This window comes from Mesorhizobium sp. LHD-90 (assembly GCF_030929505.1).
Classification (GTDB): domain Bacteria; phylum Pseudomonadota; class Alphaproteobacteria; order Rhizobiales; family Rhizobiaceae; genus Kumtagia.
Window position 1 is genome coordinate 278,198 of the sequence record NZ_JAVFVV010000001.1, and the last position, 15,325, is coordinate 293,522.

Below are 15,325 nucleotides of genomic sequence, written 5' to 3' on the forward strand. Positions count from 1 at the left end.
GTGCTGGAAACCGCTTTGGCAGCCGCGAAGCGCCGTGCGACCTACCAAATGAAACCGGTCTCGGCAAGACGCCGCGATTAGCGTTCTCTTGCGGAGCCTTGTCGATTGGCCGGGTGGGACATCGGCCAGGGCGGAGTGTCGAGGGCGGCGAAGATTTTCGCGGCGGAACCTCGGGCCGGCCATCGCGCTTAGTTTGGCGAAGGAGATACGGCATGGGTATCACACGGGAATTCTTCGAGACCTGGCTGCAAGAGAACGTCGGCAACCTCCCGTCCGAGAGCGAGGTGAGCCTTGCCGTTCTGGCGCGGCAATTCGAGCAGGACGCCGAAGCCGCCGGCTACAGTCAGGAGGTTCGGGAAGCGGAGATCGGCAATATCGAAGAGGCGATAGAAGAAGCGCTGAACAGGGCAAACGGCGAAGAAGAGGCACAGGACACCGCCTCGGCCGGAGACAGTGACGCCACGCCGGCCATGGACACGCTGGAGGTCGACGATGCCAAAAGCGGGCCGTGAGCGGCAAGGCGCGTCCGCTTGCGCAACGGCGATTTTCGAGGATCGTCTCCAATCATTCAGCGGCGAGCGGCTGCGTGTGCAATGCGCTGTCGGTTTCTCGCCTCCGTAGGGTTGCCATTCCGGACAACCGGAGTTTTCGGCCTGACTGACCGTCGCTGAACGGGATGGCGGCGTTTGGGCGCAGGGCCGAGCGGCGCAATTCTTTTTACAGGAATTGCAGGCTATGGGTGTCCGCGTCCTCCGGACTGGCTTCTGCAGGCGTGCGGTGTCGGTCGGCGGGAATAACGACGGAACGGCCGATGCTGCGAAAACTCTACGACTGGACCATGTCGCTTGCCGCCCGCAAGTCGGCGGAAGTGTGGCTGGCGGTTATCGCCTTCGTCGAGAGTTCGGTGTTCCTCGTGCCGGCCGACGTGCTCTACCTGCCGATGGCGCTGTCGCGCCCGGACCGCGCCTACCGCTACGCGCTGGTGGCGACCGCCGCCTCGGTGCTGGGCGGCATCGCCGGCTGGTTCCTCGGCCACTATGCCTACGAGACCGTCGCGCGGCCGGTGCTTGAATTCTACGGAAAATACGACGAGTTCGAGACCCTGCGCGTGTCGGCCGGCACCGGCTTCATCCTGCTGATGCTGGTGACGTCCGGTTTTGCCCATCTGCCGCCGATCAAGGTCGTCACCATCCTGGCCGGCGTCATCAGCTTTCCGCTAGGCTGGTTCATCGTCTCGGCGATCGTGGCGCGCGGCGCGCGCTTCCTGCTGCTCGCCTGGCTGCTCAGGCGCTACGGCGAATCCATCCGTCACTTTATCGAGAAGCGCCTCGGCCTGCTTGCGGGTGCGGCCGCCGTTGTCCTAATTCTGCTCTATATCTTGGTCAGGTACGTGTTCTGACGAGCCCGCCTGAACGGATCTTTTTCTCATGACCAGTATGCCCACCCCGACCACGCGCCCGCAGGCGCTGACCGCGCTGTTTCTGGCCGTCGCCATGGCGGCCACCGTCGGCTCGGCGCTCGGCTTCCAGCATTTGGGCGGCTACATTCCTTGCAAGCTCTGCTACGAGCAGCGCATCCCCTATTACGTCGGCGTGCCACTGATGCTGCTGGCGCTTGTCGCGGCGACCGTCAGACTGCCGCCGGTCGTGTCGCGAGGGCTACTGTTCGCCGGCGGGCTGCTGATGGCCTACGGGCTCTATCTCGGTGTCTACCATTCCGGCGTCGAATGGGGTTTTTGGCCCGGCCCGACCGATTGCGGCATGGTCGTCGCCCCGCCCGACACCGGCGGCAAGGGCGTGCTCGATGCGCTCAACACCATCGTGCCGCCCTCCTGCGACAAGGCGGCGCTGCGCATCCTCGGCCTGTCGCTCGCCGGCTGGAATGCGATCGCCAGCCTTGCGCTCGCGATCGTCGCGTTCCGGGGAGCCTTCGCGAAGGCCGGTTGACCCGGCAGCTTGCGCTGTTTCAGACCACCACGAAATCCGCCGCCGTCAGGTCGGCGAGATTGGCAATGTTGGCGAATTTCACGTTGCCGTATGCGCCGCCCGAGCCGTCCGCATCGTAGTAGAGATTGCCCGTCGTGGAATAGTAGATGATGCGGTCGTCGGCATCCTTCGGGCCGTCGGCGATATCCTTGAAGGCCGCCGCCGCCAGGGCGCCGACGGTCGACAATGCCGTGAAGATGGCATTCTCCAGCCGGATCGTGTCGGCGGCCACGCTGTAATTGACGATGGTGTCGACATTGCCCGCCCCAAGCGCCGACGAGAACACGAAATAGTCCATGCCGCTGCCGCCGTTCAGCGTGTCGCTGCCGCCCTTGCCGTCGAGCACGTTCTTGCCGGCATTGCCCCTGATTTCCTGGGCGAATTCGTTCCCGGTCAGGTTGATCGCCGTAGTGCCCATCGAGCCATTGGTGGATAGATGCTCCGCCGCGACCCCGGCGCCCAGCACGTAGGATACGCCGCTGGCGACGCTGTCGTCGCCTCCGCCCGCCGACTCGAAGATTTTCACGTCGCTGCTGTAGACGCGGTAGAGATCGTTGCCGCCGCCGCCCTCGAAAACATCGCCGCTGCCTTTCGAGCGGAACGTGTCGGCCGCGCCCGAGCCGAAGACGTAGTCGGCCTTTTCCGTTCCGACAAAATTGCCGGCGGAGGAAAACACCGTCACGGTGAATTCGTGATTGAGGATGGCGCCGCCGATATTGTCGTTTATCGCATACGTGCCGGTGGTTGGGGTGGCATCGGCCAGCGTCGCGACGACGGTCTGATCCATCGGCCTGTCGGCGTCCTGATAAAAATAGTTCTCGTAGATGCCGATGCTGCTGTAGATGTCGCCGTTCCAAAGATAATAGCCGAGATCTTCGTCATAATAGCCGGTGAGGCCGTAGTGGAAGGTCGCCGTCACCTGATTGCCACTGCGTGTCAAGGTAAATTCCGGCGAGATACCGGAAACGAAATCGCTGATGAGCATGAAGTCCTCCCAAGACTGCCCGGAGGATTTATCATTTCGTGTTGCTACCTGCAATTGCCGTCATTGCGACTGCAACTGACCCGATCCAGGCGCGCAACGCGCCGCCGGCCTCTGCCAGAAAGCATTCATCGACCAGGAATTTGCATGTCCAAACCTTCAGGCGGCGATATTCTTACTGCCGGATTGCCCTGCTTCGCCGCACCGCGAAATCGCACCGAGTTGACCGCTGCGCGTCCGGTCCTGTAATCCACGCATCGCCGATTGTTGCGGCGCAAAAGAAAGGCGGCGGCCGGACAAGCATGTTGCAGCGCGCGGACAGCTACGAGGCGCTCTACAGAAATTTTCGCTGGGCGATCCCGGACCGGTTCAACATCGGCGTCGCCGTTTCTGACCGCTGGGTGGCCACCGAGCCGGAGCGCACCGCGCTGCTGGAATACCGGCAGGAGAGCGAACCGGTCCGCATGAGTTTCGGCGAACTGTCGCGCCAGTCGAACGCGCTGGCCAATGCGCTCCGCCGGCGGGGCGTCGGCCGCGGCGACCGGGTGGCGCTCCTGCTGCCACAGAGTTTCGAGACGGCCATCGCCCATGTGGCCATCTACAAGCTGGGCGCCATCGCCGTGCCGCTGGCGCTGCTGTTCGGCGTCGAGGCGCTGGAGTGCCGGCTGCAGACGGCGGGCGTGAAGGCGGTCGTCACAAACGCCAGAGGCGTTGCCAAGCTGAAGGCCATCCGCGCCCGCCTGCCTGGGCTGGAGCTGGTGGTTTCAACCGACGGGGCGGACGGCGACACGCTCGGCTTCCATCGGGCGGTGGCCGACAACCGGCCGGTCTTCGAGGCGGTGGATACCACGCCCGACGACCCGTCGATGATGATTTTCACCTCCGGCACGACCGGCCCGCCCAAGGGCGCGCTGCACGGCCACCGCGTACTGCTCGGGCATCTGCCCGGCGTGCAGTTCCACCACGAGTTCTTCCCGCAGAAGGGGGATCTCGCCTGGACGCCGGCCGACTGGGCGTGGGCCGGGGGACTGCTCAACCTGTTGCTGCCGTCGCTTTATTTCGGCGTGCCGGTGGCGTTCGGAAAATTCGAAAAGTTCGATCCGGAGGCAGCGCTCGGGCTGGTGGAAAAGATGCGTGTGCGCAACGCCTTCATCCCGCCGACGGCGCTGCGCATGCTGAAGTCGGTGACCGGCATCCGCCGGCGCTTCGACCTGAACCTGCGCACGGTGGGCTCGGCCGGCGAGGCGCTGGGCCGTGAAACCTACGAATGGGCGAAGGACGAACTCGGGCTGACCGTCAACGAGTTCTACGGCCAGACGGAATGCAACATCGTGCTGTCGTCCTGCGCGGCTCTGGATGTCAGCCGGGGAGGGGCGATCGGAAAACCGTCGCCCGGCCACACGGTGGCGATCATCGACGGCGAGGGCAGAGAGATGCCCGCGGGCGAGATCGGCCAGATCGCGGTGCGCCGGCCCGACCCGGTGATGTTTCTCGGCTACTGGCAGAACGAGACGGCGACGCGCCAGAAATTCATCGGCGACTGGATGACCACCGGCGACCAGGGTATTCGCGACGCGGACGGCTATGTCTCTTTCTTCGGGCGCGACGACGACGTCATCACCTCGGCCGGTTTCCGCATCGGTCCCGGCGAGATCGAGGACTGCCTGACCGGCCACCCGGCGATCGCGCTGGCCGCGGCGGTCGGCAAGCCCGACGCGCTGCGCACCGAAATCGTGAAGGCCTACGTCGTGCTGCGCGACGGCTTTTCGCCGAGCGAGGCGCTTGCCGCCGAGATCAAGAATTTCGTGCGCGAAAGGCTGTCGGCGCATGAATATCCTCGCGAGGTCGCGTTCGTGGATTCGATGCCGCTGACCACGACCGGAAAAGTGATTCGGCGGATTTTTCGGGACCGGGCGCGGCACGAGATCGAGGAGTGAGGAGGTCACGACGCGAATGTCCGCAAGGCGGTCACAAGCGGCCTTTCGCGTCCGGCGTCGCGCGAAGACGGCGGAAGGCTTGTCGTTAGGCCGGCCTACGGCTGACCAGCCATAGCCCCCATGTCAGGAACAGGTTCAGCACGGCAGCGGCGAAGAGCGTGCTGAGCATGGCTGCGCTGCCGCCATGGTCCAGAAGGACCGCACCGAGCGCGGGCGCGGTCGCCTGCACGACCAGGCTGGGCGGCGCGAGGCGGCCCATGACAGCGGCGTAGCGTTGCGGATCGAAGAGCACCAGGGGAAGCGCGCCACGCGCGATCGTATGCACGCCGTTTCCTGCTCCATAGAGCACGAGCGCCATGGCCGTGATCGGCAGGTTGCTCAGAAGCAGCCCGATCCCCAGCGCCAGGAGCAGCACCGAGGCGATCATCACCCAAATCGGATGGTGATGCCGGCCGAACAGCATTTCCACCAACCGGGCGCCCACCTGGGAGGGACCGATCAACGCTCCCAGGCCAACAGCGGCCGCGAGGTCGATGCCCCGCAGTTGCAGCACGGTCAGCAGGTGGACCGACAGCATCGAGGCGATCATCGCGGCCAACGTCGTGATGGCCGCGAGCAGAACGAATGCGGGCCGGTACGATCGCCCGATGGTCGCCGTTCTCCTCGGGGCCTGTTGCGTTGCCGCCGGCCGCGCGGGATTGGGCACGAAGAGCAGGAAGCAGGGCAGGCTTACGACGATCTGAATACCGGCATAGACCAGGCAGGTGACACGCCATCCGTAGTTCTCGACCAGAAGGGCGCTAAGCGGCCAACAGAGAGTGCTGGCGAACCCACCCCACAGGGTCAGCGCCGTGATAGCGCTTCGCGCCTCGTTGCCATAGAGACGGCCAAGCGTGCCGAAGCCGGCATCGTAGAGGCCGCCCGACATGCCAAGACCCATCAGCACCCAGGCGAACAGGAAAACACCGAGATGAGGGGCGGCGGCCATTGTCGCCTGGCCGAGGGCCAGGAATAGCGCGCCTGCCACGAGGATCGGCCGCCCGCCCCATCGCTGTATCGCATTGCCCGTCAGCGTGGACACGAGGCCGGAGGTCAGCAACCCGACCGACAGGCCACCCACGACCCAGGCCAGCGGCCAGCCGGTTTCGGCGGCAATGGGCTTCGCCAGGACGGCCGGGAGATAAAATGAACTACCCCACGCGAGGATTTGGGTGATGCCCAGGGCCGTGATGGTGAGCGACCGACTGTGCGCGGCCGTCATGTCTCGGGCGCCTCGCGAAGCAGCCAGCGCATCGCTGCGAGCGCGACAAAGGCGCCGATCAGTTCAGCCGCCACGAAGCCCGGCAGGTCGAGCGGACGGATACCGGAAAAGCTGTCGGTCAACGAACGGGCGACGGCGACGGCCGGGTTGGCGAACGACGTGGACGCCGTGAACCAGTAGGCGGCCATGATATAGAGGCCGACCAGCCATGCGACTGCGGTGCGCTCGAAGCGCAATCCGGCCAAGATCACCGCGACGAGGCCGAAGGTCGCGACGCCTTCGGAGAACCATTGTGACGCGCCGGTGCGCACATGACCGGAAGGTTCAAGCAAGGCGCGCTCGAACATCATATGCGCGACGATCGTGCCGAGCAGGCCGCCGGCGAGTTGCGCGGCTACATAGACTACCGCCATGGACGCTGGAAGTTGCCGGAGCGCGGCAAAAACCAGCGTGACCGCCGGATTGAAATGCGCTCCGGAGATCGGTCCCAGAATCGTGATGAGCACCACCAGAATCGCGCCCGTCGGCAAGGCGTTGGCGAGCAGGACGACGGCGGTGTCCCTGGTCAGGGTCTCGGCCATGATGCCGGAACCGACGACCGTTGCCACGAGCAAAGCCGTTCCGAGCGCCTCCGCCACCACCCGGCGTGGGCCGCCATATTCCGGCATCAGTTCGCCTTGTTGCGCGAGCCGGTAGAACCTTCCATGGTCCCGATGCCATGGAGGCTGGCCTGAAGTGCCATGTCGTCAATCGTGCCAATGGGCAGACTCAGGAAAGCGCCGATGCGGTTCTTCATGTAGCGGAAGGCGGTCGAAAAGGCGCGCTCCTTGTCGATCCCGGTTCCTTCCACATGCGAGGGGTCCTCAATACCCCAATGGGCGGTTGCCGGATGTCCTGGCCAAATCGGGCAGGCCTCGCCAGCAGCATCGTCACATACGGTGAAGATGAAATCCATGACGGGGGCGCCCGGTACCGCGAACTCGTCCCAAGGCTTCGATCGGAAGCCTTCCGCCGGATAGTCCATCGCTTTCAGGACCTTCAATGCGAACGGGTTGACCGCGCCCTTGGGCTGGCTTCCGGCCGAGAAGGCGTGGAAGCGCCCGGCGCCGTCTTTTTGCAGGATGCTTTCGGCCAGGATGGAGCGGGCGGAATTGCCCGTGCAAAGAAACAGGACGTTGTAGATGCGATCAGCCATGAAGACCCCCTAGATAGCCCGCGCAGGCAGCGCGGTGTTTGACGGACAAAGCGCTGCGCAGATGGGGTGCGTCTCCGACGATCGGCTCGGCCATCATTGGACGGCGCCTTTGGCATCGGGAACGCAGCAGGACGAATTGACGGCCGGGACGCAGATTTCCGGCCTGCCGGAGCAGCAATCCTCCATCATAAAGCGGATCAAACCGGAGAGCGCGCCATATTCGGCGCTGTATACGATCGAGCGCGAATCCCGGCGTGTCGCCACCAGCCCGGCGCGCTCCAACTCCTTCAGGTGAAAGCTGACATTCGACGGCGATACCTCGACCTGTTCGGCCAATGCGCCGGCGGCGATGCCATCCGGTCCGGCGACAACGAGAAGCCGCAGCAGCTTGAGCCGGGTTTCCTGGGACAGCGCGCCGAAAGCCATGAGGGCTTGACGTTCATCCATATTTCAATAATCCTTGAAACGTTGAAATGAGGACTACAGCACATGCTCGCACCTGACAATACCGAATTTGAAGCCGCCGCCGTCCCGGACCCGGCCGACGTCACGATAGGCGGCCTGCTCGGCTTCCTGGCGGCACACAAGGAGAAGCCGCTTGTGTTCTTCTACGACGGCCGCCCGGTGCAGCCCGGCTATCATGTGACGGAGGTGAAAGCCGGACAGTTCGCGGCGCTCGATTGCGGAGCGAACCCGGAATCCTGGACCGAGATTTTCGTGCAGCTATGGGACGTGAACGAAGATCGGACCCATATGCCGGCTGGCAAGTTCTCTGCGATCGTTCGCAAGGTCACGGAACATGTTGCGCTCGACCCGGCCGCCAAACTGACGTTCGAGGTCAGCGACGGCGTGCGGCCGATGCAGCTTCACCGCGCCGGGTTGCCTGAGATCGTCGGCGGAGAAGTGCATGTCGAACTGTCGCCGCGGCCGGCGAGTTGCAAGCCCCGCGATCGCTGGCTCGAGGAGCAGAAGGCTTCGTGCTGCGGCGCTTCGGGCAAGGTGCAGCCTTGCTGTAGCTAGTCGGCCGAGCGGCCGAGTTTGGCCGCCTTGGAACGGTCAGCCGCGCCGGGCCGCCTCGATCGCGGCGACGTCGATCTTCTTCATGTCCATCATCGCTGCGAAGGCGCGTTTGGCTTCGTCGCCGCCGACGGCCATCGCCTCGGTCAACGCGCGCGGCGTGATCTGCCAGGAGACGCCCCATTTGTCCTTGCACCAGCCGCAGACGCTCTCCTGGCCGCCATTGCCGACGATGGCGTTCCAGTAGCGGTCGGTCTCCTCCTGGTCATCGGTGGCGATCTGGAACGAGAAGGCCTCGGTCTGCTTGAAGACGGGCCCGCCATTGAGGCCGAGGCAGGGGATGCCGGCGACCGTGAAATAGACGGTCAGCACGTCGCCCTGCTTGCCGGACGGGTAGTCGCCGGGAGCGCGGTGGACGGCATGCACGGCGCTGTCCGGAAAGACCTCGGCATAGAAGCGGGCGGCAGCCTCGGCGTCCTTGTCGTACCATACGCAGATTGTGTTCTTGGCGATTTCCATAACTCGTCCTCTCGCTTTCGAAGCCGGTTCTGGCCCGCGCTCGCGGCGAGTAACTGTCGGGTCCGGCGGTGCACGCTAGCATAGAATGCGCTCGTGCCGCCGGACGTTCCGCCGGCCGGATCGGTTGCAGCGATATCGGAGTGGCCTATTGCGCAAGCGTCGGCCCGTCACTCCCGTCCGAGCAAGGTCTTCACCCGTTTGCGCAGGATGCGAGCCATGTTGCGGGTCTCGCGGTAGAGGTGGAGTTGCGAGGCGGCCTGGCGCACGAGGCGGTCGGAATTCGGCGTCATGCCGATGACCACCGTGCCCATCTGGCGGCGCTCGGTCCACAGCCGGCTCATCACCGGATGGTCCGGCACGGCGCAGGAATCGGTGGCGTCGATGTTGGGATCCTCGAGGTGTTTCCTGGTCACCTCGATCATCAGCAGCGTGCCGGGCGAGAAGGCCGAATAGGTCTCGTCGTAGGCGGTCTTCCACGTATAGGCCATGCCGGCCTCGACGAAGACGATCAGGGCGGCGATCGGCTCGCCGTTCAGTGTCAGCAGGTGGACACGCGCCATGTCATGCTCGGCCAGGCGATGCACCGCCTCGCGGGCGAAGGCGGCGCGGAAACGGTCGATCGCCATGGCGGTGCGCTGGCGGCCCTTCCAGCCCGAGGCCTCCAGCGTGAGAAAGGCTTCCAGGCCGTTACGCACCTGGCTCTCGGCGCGGGCGACGATATACTCGATCGGACCCTTTTCGGCGAGCCTGCGCTTCATGCGGCGGAACTCGCGATAGTGGTGGGAACGCAGCGAGGCCTTCAGGTAGGCATCGCCGCCGAGTTCGCTTTCGAGGAAGGGCCTGAGTTGCGGCGAGGTGGTCTCGATCGGCAGGCCGCGCGCGTCGGCCACCGATTTCAGGATGGCGGCGACCGGGCCTTCGAGGCGCATTTCCGGCAGCACCAGGACCTTCGGGAGCTTCAGGTGCGGCCGCGACAGCATGTCGAAGAAATCGCCGACCACGCCGGCTGGGTCGTCGCGGTCGAGCAGCGGCGTGCCGATCGGGCCGAACGGGCTCGACCAACTGCGGATGATCGGCACGCCCATCGGCGGCTTCTCGACGGAATAGGGGACGAGCAGGCGCAGCCGCGAGCGGTCCTCGTCGCCGTCGCGGATGACTGCCAGCCGGACCTCACGGTCCTCCAGCCGCGGCATGGCCGGAGCCAGGAAGCGCGGGTTGAAGAAGACGTTCGGCTCGACCGTTCGCTTGCACAGGAAGTCGAGCTCCTCGACCAGGTCGAAGCCGGCTGAGGCGGGATAGATGCTGAGACGCCGAACGGTGCGGCGGGTCTCGATCGATTCCTCGTGGGCCGGCGGGCTCGGCGGGGTGTCGAGACCGGCAAAGCCGGAAATCATCGTGCCGGCGGGACCGCCGCTGATTTCCTCCACGATCGGCTTGGCAACCATCAGCGTGTCTCCGTGGCAAGCGGCGGCATGAAGATCGCCATCCTGATGCCCAGCTTGCGCCAGGCGGTGTAAGAAAGGGCGGTGGCCTCGAAGATCATCGATGCGGCGGTGGCGATGGCCGCGCCCCACAGGCCGAAGGCCGGGATGAGCAGCATGCTCATGCCGACATTGAAGACCAGCGTGGCGGCGAAGACGACGGCGCAGATGTTCTGGTGGCCGCTCATGGTGAGCAGGCTTTCGCAAGGGCCGACCGCTGCGCGGGCGACCACGCCGACGACCAGCAGGAACAGCAGCGGATAGCCGGTGCCGAAGCCCGGACCGAACAGGGCCAGCATGGGCTCTCCCAGCAGGAGCACGACCACGGCCATGAGCACGGAGGGCCAGAACGTCCAGGCGACTGTCTCGCGGGCGAAATCGGCGAGCTTTTGCCGGTCGCCATGGGTGAACTGGGCGTAGCGCTGGGCGACGCCTGCCTTCACGGCGAAATAGACGAAATGCACCAGCGCCAGCGTCTTTACCGTGGCGAAGTAGACGGCGACGTCGTCGGGCTGCATGTAGACCCCGACCATAAGCACGTCGGCATTGGTGAGCAGGTAGAAGAAACTCTCCACCAGGAAGATCGGCAGCGACACGGCCAGCCAGGACTTCAGGTGGATCTTGCGCGGACCCGGCGGCAGCTTGCGGTCGACATTGGCGGTGATGCTGACGAGCTGGGCGACCGTGGTGGCGTAGGTGGCGAGAATCGTGGCGCAGACCGCGACATTGGCGTTTGCCGGATAGCCCAGCGCGATCGCCGCGACCATGAAGACCAATATCAGGACCGGCCGGGTCAAGTAGGTCGGGGCGAGCGCGGCGATCGCCCAGGAATGGGCGCGGGCCATGCCCTGCAGGAGGTCCGACAGCGCTACCATCGGCAAGCAGAACATGCCGAGCATGAAGGGCGCGACGTAATAGGGCTCGACATGGTCGGACAGCAGCCACAGCGTGCCCATGGCGGCGAGCGCGATGGCCGAGGAGGCGAACAGCACGAACAGCCGGCTGGCGATCAGGATGCCGCGCAGCTCGGCCATCATGCCCTTTTCGCGGAATTCGGGGATGAAGCGGATGACGGTGGTGTGGAAACCCAGGCCGGAAATGCTGCCGGCGATGATCATGGTAGTCCACACCAGCACGAAGATGCCGTATTCGAAACTGCCCATCCAGCGGGCGAGCAGCACCTGGCTGACGAAGGCGATGACGGCGCTGAAAATGCGGACGGCGAAGGCGATCAGCGACATGCGGCCGGCGATGCCGCGCGCCCCTGGATCGAAGAGCACGGCGTCAATGCGGTCGACGAGCGGGCGCAGCCTAAGCGCGAGGCGCTCGGGCAGAAGCCTCTCGGCCGTCGTTGCCGCGGAAAAGCGCACCCGATACTGTCTCCGTATTCCGCCAGTCGGCACGGTCTATACTTTCACCCGTTAAGAGACCGTATGGAAGCGCCGCGGAGGGGACAACTTTGCCGTGCCGCGAGGCCCGGCCACCGATGTAGGCCGCGCCTCGACGCCGGCAAGAAGCGGCGTGCAGGCCGGCCCGGTTTTCTTGCCGGGGGCTGGAGTTCGGCGGTGCGGAGGAACATGACAGGATGATCGGTCGCGAGGAACGCGAAAAGATGCTGAGGGCCCATTCGATCGGGCCGAAGATGATCGCCTTCCTGGAAGAGATCAGCGTGGAGCGGCTCATCGAGCTGAAGGGCGCGGACGCCGAAATGCTCGCCATGCGCATCGATGTCGCGCTCGGGCGAAAACACATGAACCGGCTCGGCGTGGCGGCGCTCAGGAACCTGATCGACCTGGCGGAACGCGAGGCCGGCCCTCCGGGCTCGGGGAAACCGGCCGGGCCGAGTCGGAGCGACAGGCGGCGCCGCGTCCTTGAACGGGAGGCGGCAGGCGGCCGTCCGGCTCGACAGGAGGAGACGATGAAAAAGGTCATGCTCGAAAACATCAACCATCCGGGCTCGACGCAGCCGGCCGACGCGGCGAAATACGAGGCGATGCGGAACGCCTACCTGACCGTTCTGCCGGCCGAAAAACCAGGGCTGACGGTGGCGGAAGTCGGCCAGCGGGTGGTCGCGCATTTGCCGCAGGATCTGTTTCCGGGCGGGGCCACATCCGGCTGGTGGGCGAAGGCGGTCCAACTCGACCTCGAAGCGAAAGGCATCGTCGCGCGGTCGAAAACCAGTCCGATCCGGCTGCACAGGATAAGGTGAGACCCCACGCGCGCGTCCCGATTGCGCACAAATTGACAGGATCGTGCATTGACGCTCCGGGTCGCTGGACCATCTAATTGCAGCGAGCGCTACGCAGATACGGAGGCTCGGACATGGTCAGCTTCACTCTCAACGGAACTGAGAAGACCTTCGACGGCGATCCCGATACGCCGCTGCTGTGGGTCATCCGGGATTTCGAAAAACTCACCGGCACCAAATACGGATGCGGGGTCGCCCAGTGCGGCGCCTGCACAGTGCATCTCGACGGTTCGCCAAGGCGATCCTGCATCACACCCATCTCGATGGTCGAAGGATCGGACGTTGTCACCGTCGAAGGCATATCCGGTGCGGAAGCCGACGCCGTGCACAAGGCATGGCTGGCGCTGGACGTGCCGCAATGCGGCTACTGCCAGTCAGGGCAGATCATGTCGGCGGTGGCGCTGCTGCAACTGACGCCCAAACCCAGCGACGAGGACATTGACGGGGCGATGGCCGGCAACATCTGCCGCTGCGCCACCTATCAACGCGTCCGGCAGGCAATCAAGGACGCCGCCGGCATGATGGAGGGCTGAGCCATGACCTTCCAGATGATCACCACCACCCGCCGCGGCTTCCTGCAGGGAGCCGGCCTCGTCATCGGCATCGCGGTTGCGCCGAAGGCTTTTGCCGCTAGCGTGGCGCAGGGCGTGCCGGCCGGCGGAGGCTCCGGCCTGCCGCAGATGAACGCTTTCGTGAAGGTCGGCACCGACGACACGGTGACGATCCTGTCGAAACATATCGAATTCGGGCAGGGGCCGTTCACCGGCCTGGCGACGCTGGTCGCGGAAGAGCTCGACGCCGACTGGAACCAGATGCGTGCGGTGCATTCGCCGGCCGACGACAAGGTCTACGCCAACCTGATGTTCGGGATGCAAGGGACAGGCGGGTCGACGGCCATCGCCAATTCCTACGAGCAATACCGGACGGCTGGAGCCACCGCGCGCGCCATGCTGGTGGCGGCGGCAGCCGAGGAATGGGGCGTGCCGGCAGCCGAGATCACGGTCGAGAAGGGCCGAATAAGACATGCGGCAAGCGGCAAGGAGAGCGGCTTCGGCGCGCTGGCCGACAAGGCGGCGCAGCAGACGCCGCCGACCGATCCGAAACTCAAGGATCCCAAGGATTTCGTGCTGATCGGCAAGGATCTGCCCAAGCTCGATACGGCCGAGAAATCGAACGGCAAGGCGATCTATACGCTCGACGTGCTGGCCGACGATATGCTGTTCGCGGTGGTCGCGCATGCCGACCATTTCGGCGCGACGGTGAAATCCTTCGACGACGGCGAGGCACGCAAGGTCCAGGGCGTGGTCGACGTGAAGCAGGTGCCGCAGGGTGTGGCGGTCTATGCCGACAACACGTTCGCGGCGCTGAAGGGCCGCGCGGCGCTGACCGTCGAGTGGGACCTGTCGAAGGCCGAGACGCGCTCCAGCAGCGAACTGGAGGCGGATTTCGCAAAGATGGTGGCGGAGAAGGGCATCGATGCCGTCAACAAGGGCGACGTCGGCAAGGCCTTTTCCGAGCCGGGCGTGCAGAGCCTGGAAGCCGAGATCGTCTTCCCCTTCCTGGCGCACGCGCCGATGGAGCCGCTGGATGCCGCCTTTGTGATGGGCGACGACGGCGTGCTCGACGTCTACACCGGCGCGCAGTTCCCCGGCGGCGATCATATGGCGGCGGCGCAGGTCCTGGGTCTCGATGCGTCCAAGGTACGTCTCAACACCCAGCTCGCCGGCGGCAGTTTTGGCCGGCGTGCGCAGTTCGGCTCGCCCTACATGCAAGAGGCGGCAGAGGTTTACAAGGCGAGCGGGGGCAAGCGGCCACTGAAGCACATGTGGACGCGCGAGGACGACATTCGCGGCGGCTTCTACAGGCCTATGTATCTGCATCGGATGAAGGGCGCGATCGACGCGGACGGCAAGGTGGTCGCCTGGGACCAGACGATTGTCGGCCAGTCGATCATGGGCAAGGCCTCGACCGAACTCGACGACAGTTCCGTCGAAGGCGCGCATACGCTTCCCTACGCCATCGGCAATCTCCGGGTGATCTCGCACAATGTGGCGCTGACCATCCCGCCGCTGTGGTGGCGTTCGGTCGGCCACACCCATACCGGCTTTGCCGTCGAGACCTTCGTCGACGAGCTGCTGCAGAAAGTGGGCAAGGATCCGGTGGAAGGGCGGCTGGCGATGCTCACCAACGAGCCGCGCCACACCGGCACGCTGAAGAGGGTGGCCGAGATGGCGGACTGGGGCTCGGCGGTGCCGGTTGGCCGCGAGCGTGGTGTCGCCGTGGTCAAGAGCTTCGGGACTTATGTGTCGCAGATCGTCGAGGTGTCGCGCGACGAGGGCGGCTTCCCGCGCGTGCACAAGGTGTGGTGCGCGGTGGATTGCGGCCAGCCGATCAATCCCAATGTGATTGCGGCCCAGATGGAGGGCGGCGTCGGTTACGGGCTTGGCGCCGTGCTGTTCGACGAGGTGACGCTCGGGGAGGGCGGCAAGATCGTGCAGTCCAATTTCCACGACTACCGCTCGATCCGTATCAACGAGATGCCGCATGTCGAGGTGGCGGTGATCGCGTCGACGGAAAAGCCGACCGGCGTCGGCGAGCCGGGCGTGCCGCCGATCGGGCCGGCAACCGCCAATGCGTGGCGGCGGCTGACGGGCACGCCGGTGCGAAGGTTGCCGATCGTCCCGGGCGGAGTGTCGTGAG

General features: G+C 65.2%; 16 protein-coding genes. 8 read left to right on the forward strand and 8 right to left on the reverse strand.

Features of this window, described 5'->3' with window-relative positions; genetic code table 11:
* Positions 1-212 precede the first annotated feature (212 nt).
* The 3 genes from RB623_RS01325 to RB623_RS01335 all read left to right on the forward strand — a co-directional run bounded on the left by RB623_RS01325 (position 213) and on the right by RB623_RS01335 (position 1,946).
* Positions 213-512, forward strand: coding sequence for a hypothetical protein (locus RB623_RS01325; RefSeq protein WP_308054933.1), 300 nt, complete (start codon positions 213-215; stop codon positions 510-512).
* Positions 513-811: 299 nt separating this feature from the next.
* Entirely contained in the window at positions 812-1,399 is a 588-nt protein-coding gene (locus tag RB623_RS01330; RefSeq protein ID WP_308054934.1) for a YqaA family protein, read from the forward strand.
* A gap of 28 nt (positions 1,400-1,427) precedes the next feature.
* On the forward strand, positions 1,428-1,946 hold the full coding sequence (locus tag RB623_RS01335) for a disulfide bond formation protein B (RefSeq protein ID WP_308054935.1): 519 nt from the start codon (positions 1,428-1,430) through the stop codon (positions 1,944-1,946).
* A 19-nt stretch (positions 1,947-1,965) separates the two neighbouring features.
* On the opposite strand, the gene RB623_RS01340 is transcribed toward RB623_RS01335, so the two are convergent.
* A complete protein-coding gene (locus RB623_RS01340; RefSeq protein WP_308054936.1) occupies positions 1,966-2,970 on the reverse strand; it encodes a calcium-binding protein in 1,005 nt (334 codons plus the stop codon).
* A gap of 299 nt (positions 2,971-3,269) precedes the next feature.
* Here RB623_RS01340 and RB623_RS01345 point away from each other — a divergent pair, with 299 nt between their 5' ends.
* Positions 3,270-4,904: an AMP-binding protein gene (locus tag RB623_RS01345; protein WP_308054937.1), complete on the forward strand. Its 1,635-nt coding sequence runs from the start codon at positions 3,270-3,272 to the stop codon at positions 4,902-4,904.
* 85 nt (positions 4,905-4,989) lie between these two features.
* On the opposite strand, the gene RB623_RS01350 is transcribed toward RB623_RS01345, so the two are convergent.
* From RB623_RS01350 to RB623_RS01365, 4 genes are all read right to left on the reverse strand, one after another.
* Positions 4,990-6,165, reverse strand: coding sequence for an MFS transporter (locus tag RB623_RS01350; RefSeq protein ID WP_308054938.1), 1,176 nt, complete (start codon positions 6,163-6,165; stop codon positions 4,990-4,992).
* Positions 6,162-6,833 carry an MIP/aquaporin family protein gene (locus RB623_RS01355; RefSeq protein WP_308054939.1) on the reverse strand — a complete coding sequence of 224 codons (672 nt, stop codon included), beginning with the start codon at positions 6,831-6,833 and terminating at the stop codon, positions 6,162-6,164. Before RB623_RS01355 ends, RB623_RS01350 begins: the two co-directional genes overlap by 4 nt.
* Complete coding sequence (locus tag RB623_RS01360; RefSeq protein ID WP_308054940.1) at positions 6,833-7,360, reverse strand: arsenate reductase ArsC; 528 nt, start codon at positions 7,358-7,360, stop codon at positions 6,833-6,835. The genes RB623_RS01355 and RB623_RS01360 overlap by 1 nt, the downstream gene beginning before the upstream one ends.
* A gap of 93 nt (positions 7,361-7,453) precedes the next feature.
* On the reverse strand, positions 7,454-7,807 hold the full coding sequence (locus RB623_RS01365) for a metalloregulator ArsR/SmtB family transcription factor (protein ID WP_308054941.1): 354 nt from the start codon (positions 7,805-7,807) through the stop codon (positions 7,454-7,456).
* 42 nt (positions 7,808-7,849) lie between these two features.
* Between RB623_RS01365 and RB623_RS01370 the strand changes: the two genes are divergently transcribed.
* On the forward strand, positions 7,850-8,380 hold the full coding sequence (locus RB623_RS01370; protein WP_308054942.1) for a DUF6428 family protein: 531 nt from the start codon (positions 7,850-7,852) through the stop codon (positions 8,378-8,380).
* Between the two features lie 36 nt (positions 8,381-8,416).
* Here RB623_RS01370 and RB623_RS01375 read toward each other — a convergent pair whose 3' ends face one another.
* The 3 genes from RB623_RS01375 to RB623_RS01385 form a co-directional block, all read right to left on the reverse strand.
* Positions 8,417-8,896 (reverse strand): VOC family protein, encoded by a 480-nt coding sequence (locus tag RB623_RS01375; protein WP_308054943.1) that lies wholly within the window; start codon positions 8,894-8,896, stop codon positions 8,417-8,419.
* Between the two features lie 167 nt (positions 8,897-9,063).
* Positions 9,064-10,341, reverse strand: a complete 1,278-nt coding sequence (locus RB623_RS01380; RefSeq protein ID WP_308054944.1) for a GNAT family N-acetyltransferase — start codon at positions 10,339-10,341, stop codon at positions 9,064-9,066.
* Positions 10,341-11,747 carry a lipopolysaccharide biosynthesis protein gene (locus RB623_RS01385; protein WP_308054945.1) on the reverse strand — a complete coding sequence of 469 codons (1,407 nt, stop codon included), beginning with the start codon at positions 11,745-11,747 and terminating at the stop codon, positions 10,341-10,343. The genes RB623_RS01380 and RB623_RS01385 overlap by 1 nt, the downstream gene beginning before the upstream one ends.
* A gap of 215 nt (positions 11,748-11,962) precedes the next feature.
* Between RB623_RS01385 and RB623_RS01390 the strand changes: the two genes are divergently transcribed.
* The 3 genes from RB623_RS01390 to RB623_RS01400 all read left to right on the forward strand — a co-directional run bounded on the left by RB623_RS01390 (position 11,963) and on the right by RB623_RS01400 (position 15,324).
* Positions 11,963-12,586, forward strand: coding sequence for a hypothetical protein (locus tag RB623_RS01390; protein WP_308054947.1), 624 nt, complete (start codon positions 11,963-11,965; stop codon positions 12,584-12,586).
* Positions 12,587-12,699: 113 nt separating this feature from the next.
* Positions 12,700-13,158, forward strand: coding sequence for a 2Fe-2S iron-sulfur cluster-binding protein (locus RB623_RS01395; protein WP_308054948.1), 459 nt, complete (start codon positions 12,700-12,702; stop codon positions 13,156-13,158).
* Positions 13,159-13,161: 3 nt separating this feature from the next.
* Complete coding sequence (locus RB623_RS01400; RefSeq protein ID WP_308054949.1) at positions 13,162-15,324, forward strand: xanthine dehydrogenase family protein molybdopterin-binding subunit; 2,163 nt, start codon at positions 13,162-13,164, stop codon at positions 15,322-15,324.
* The last annotated feature ends 1 nt before the right edge of the window (position 15,325 follow it).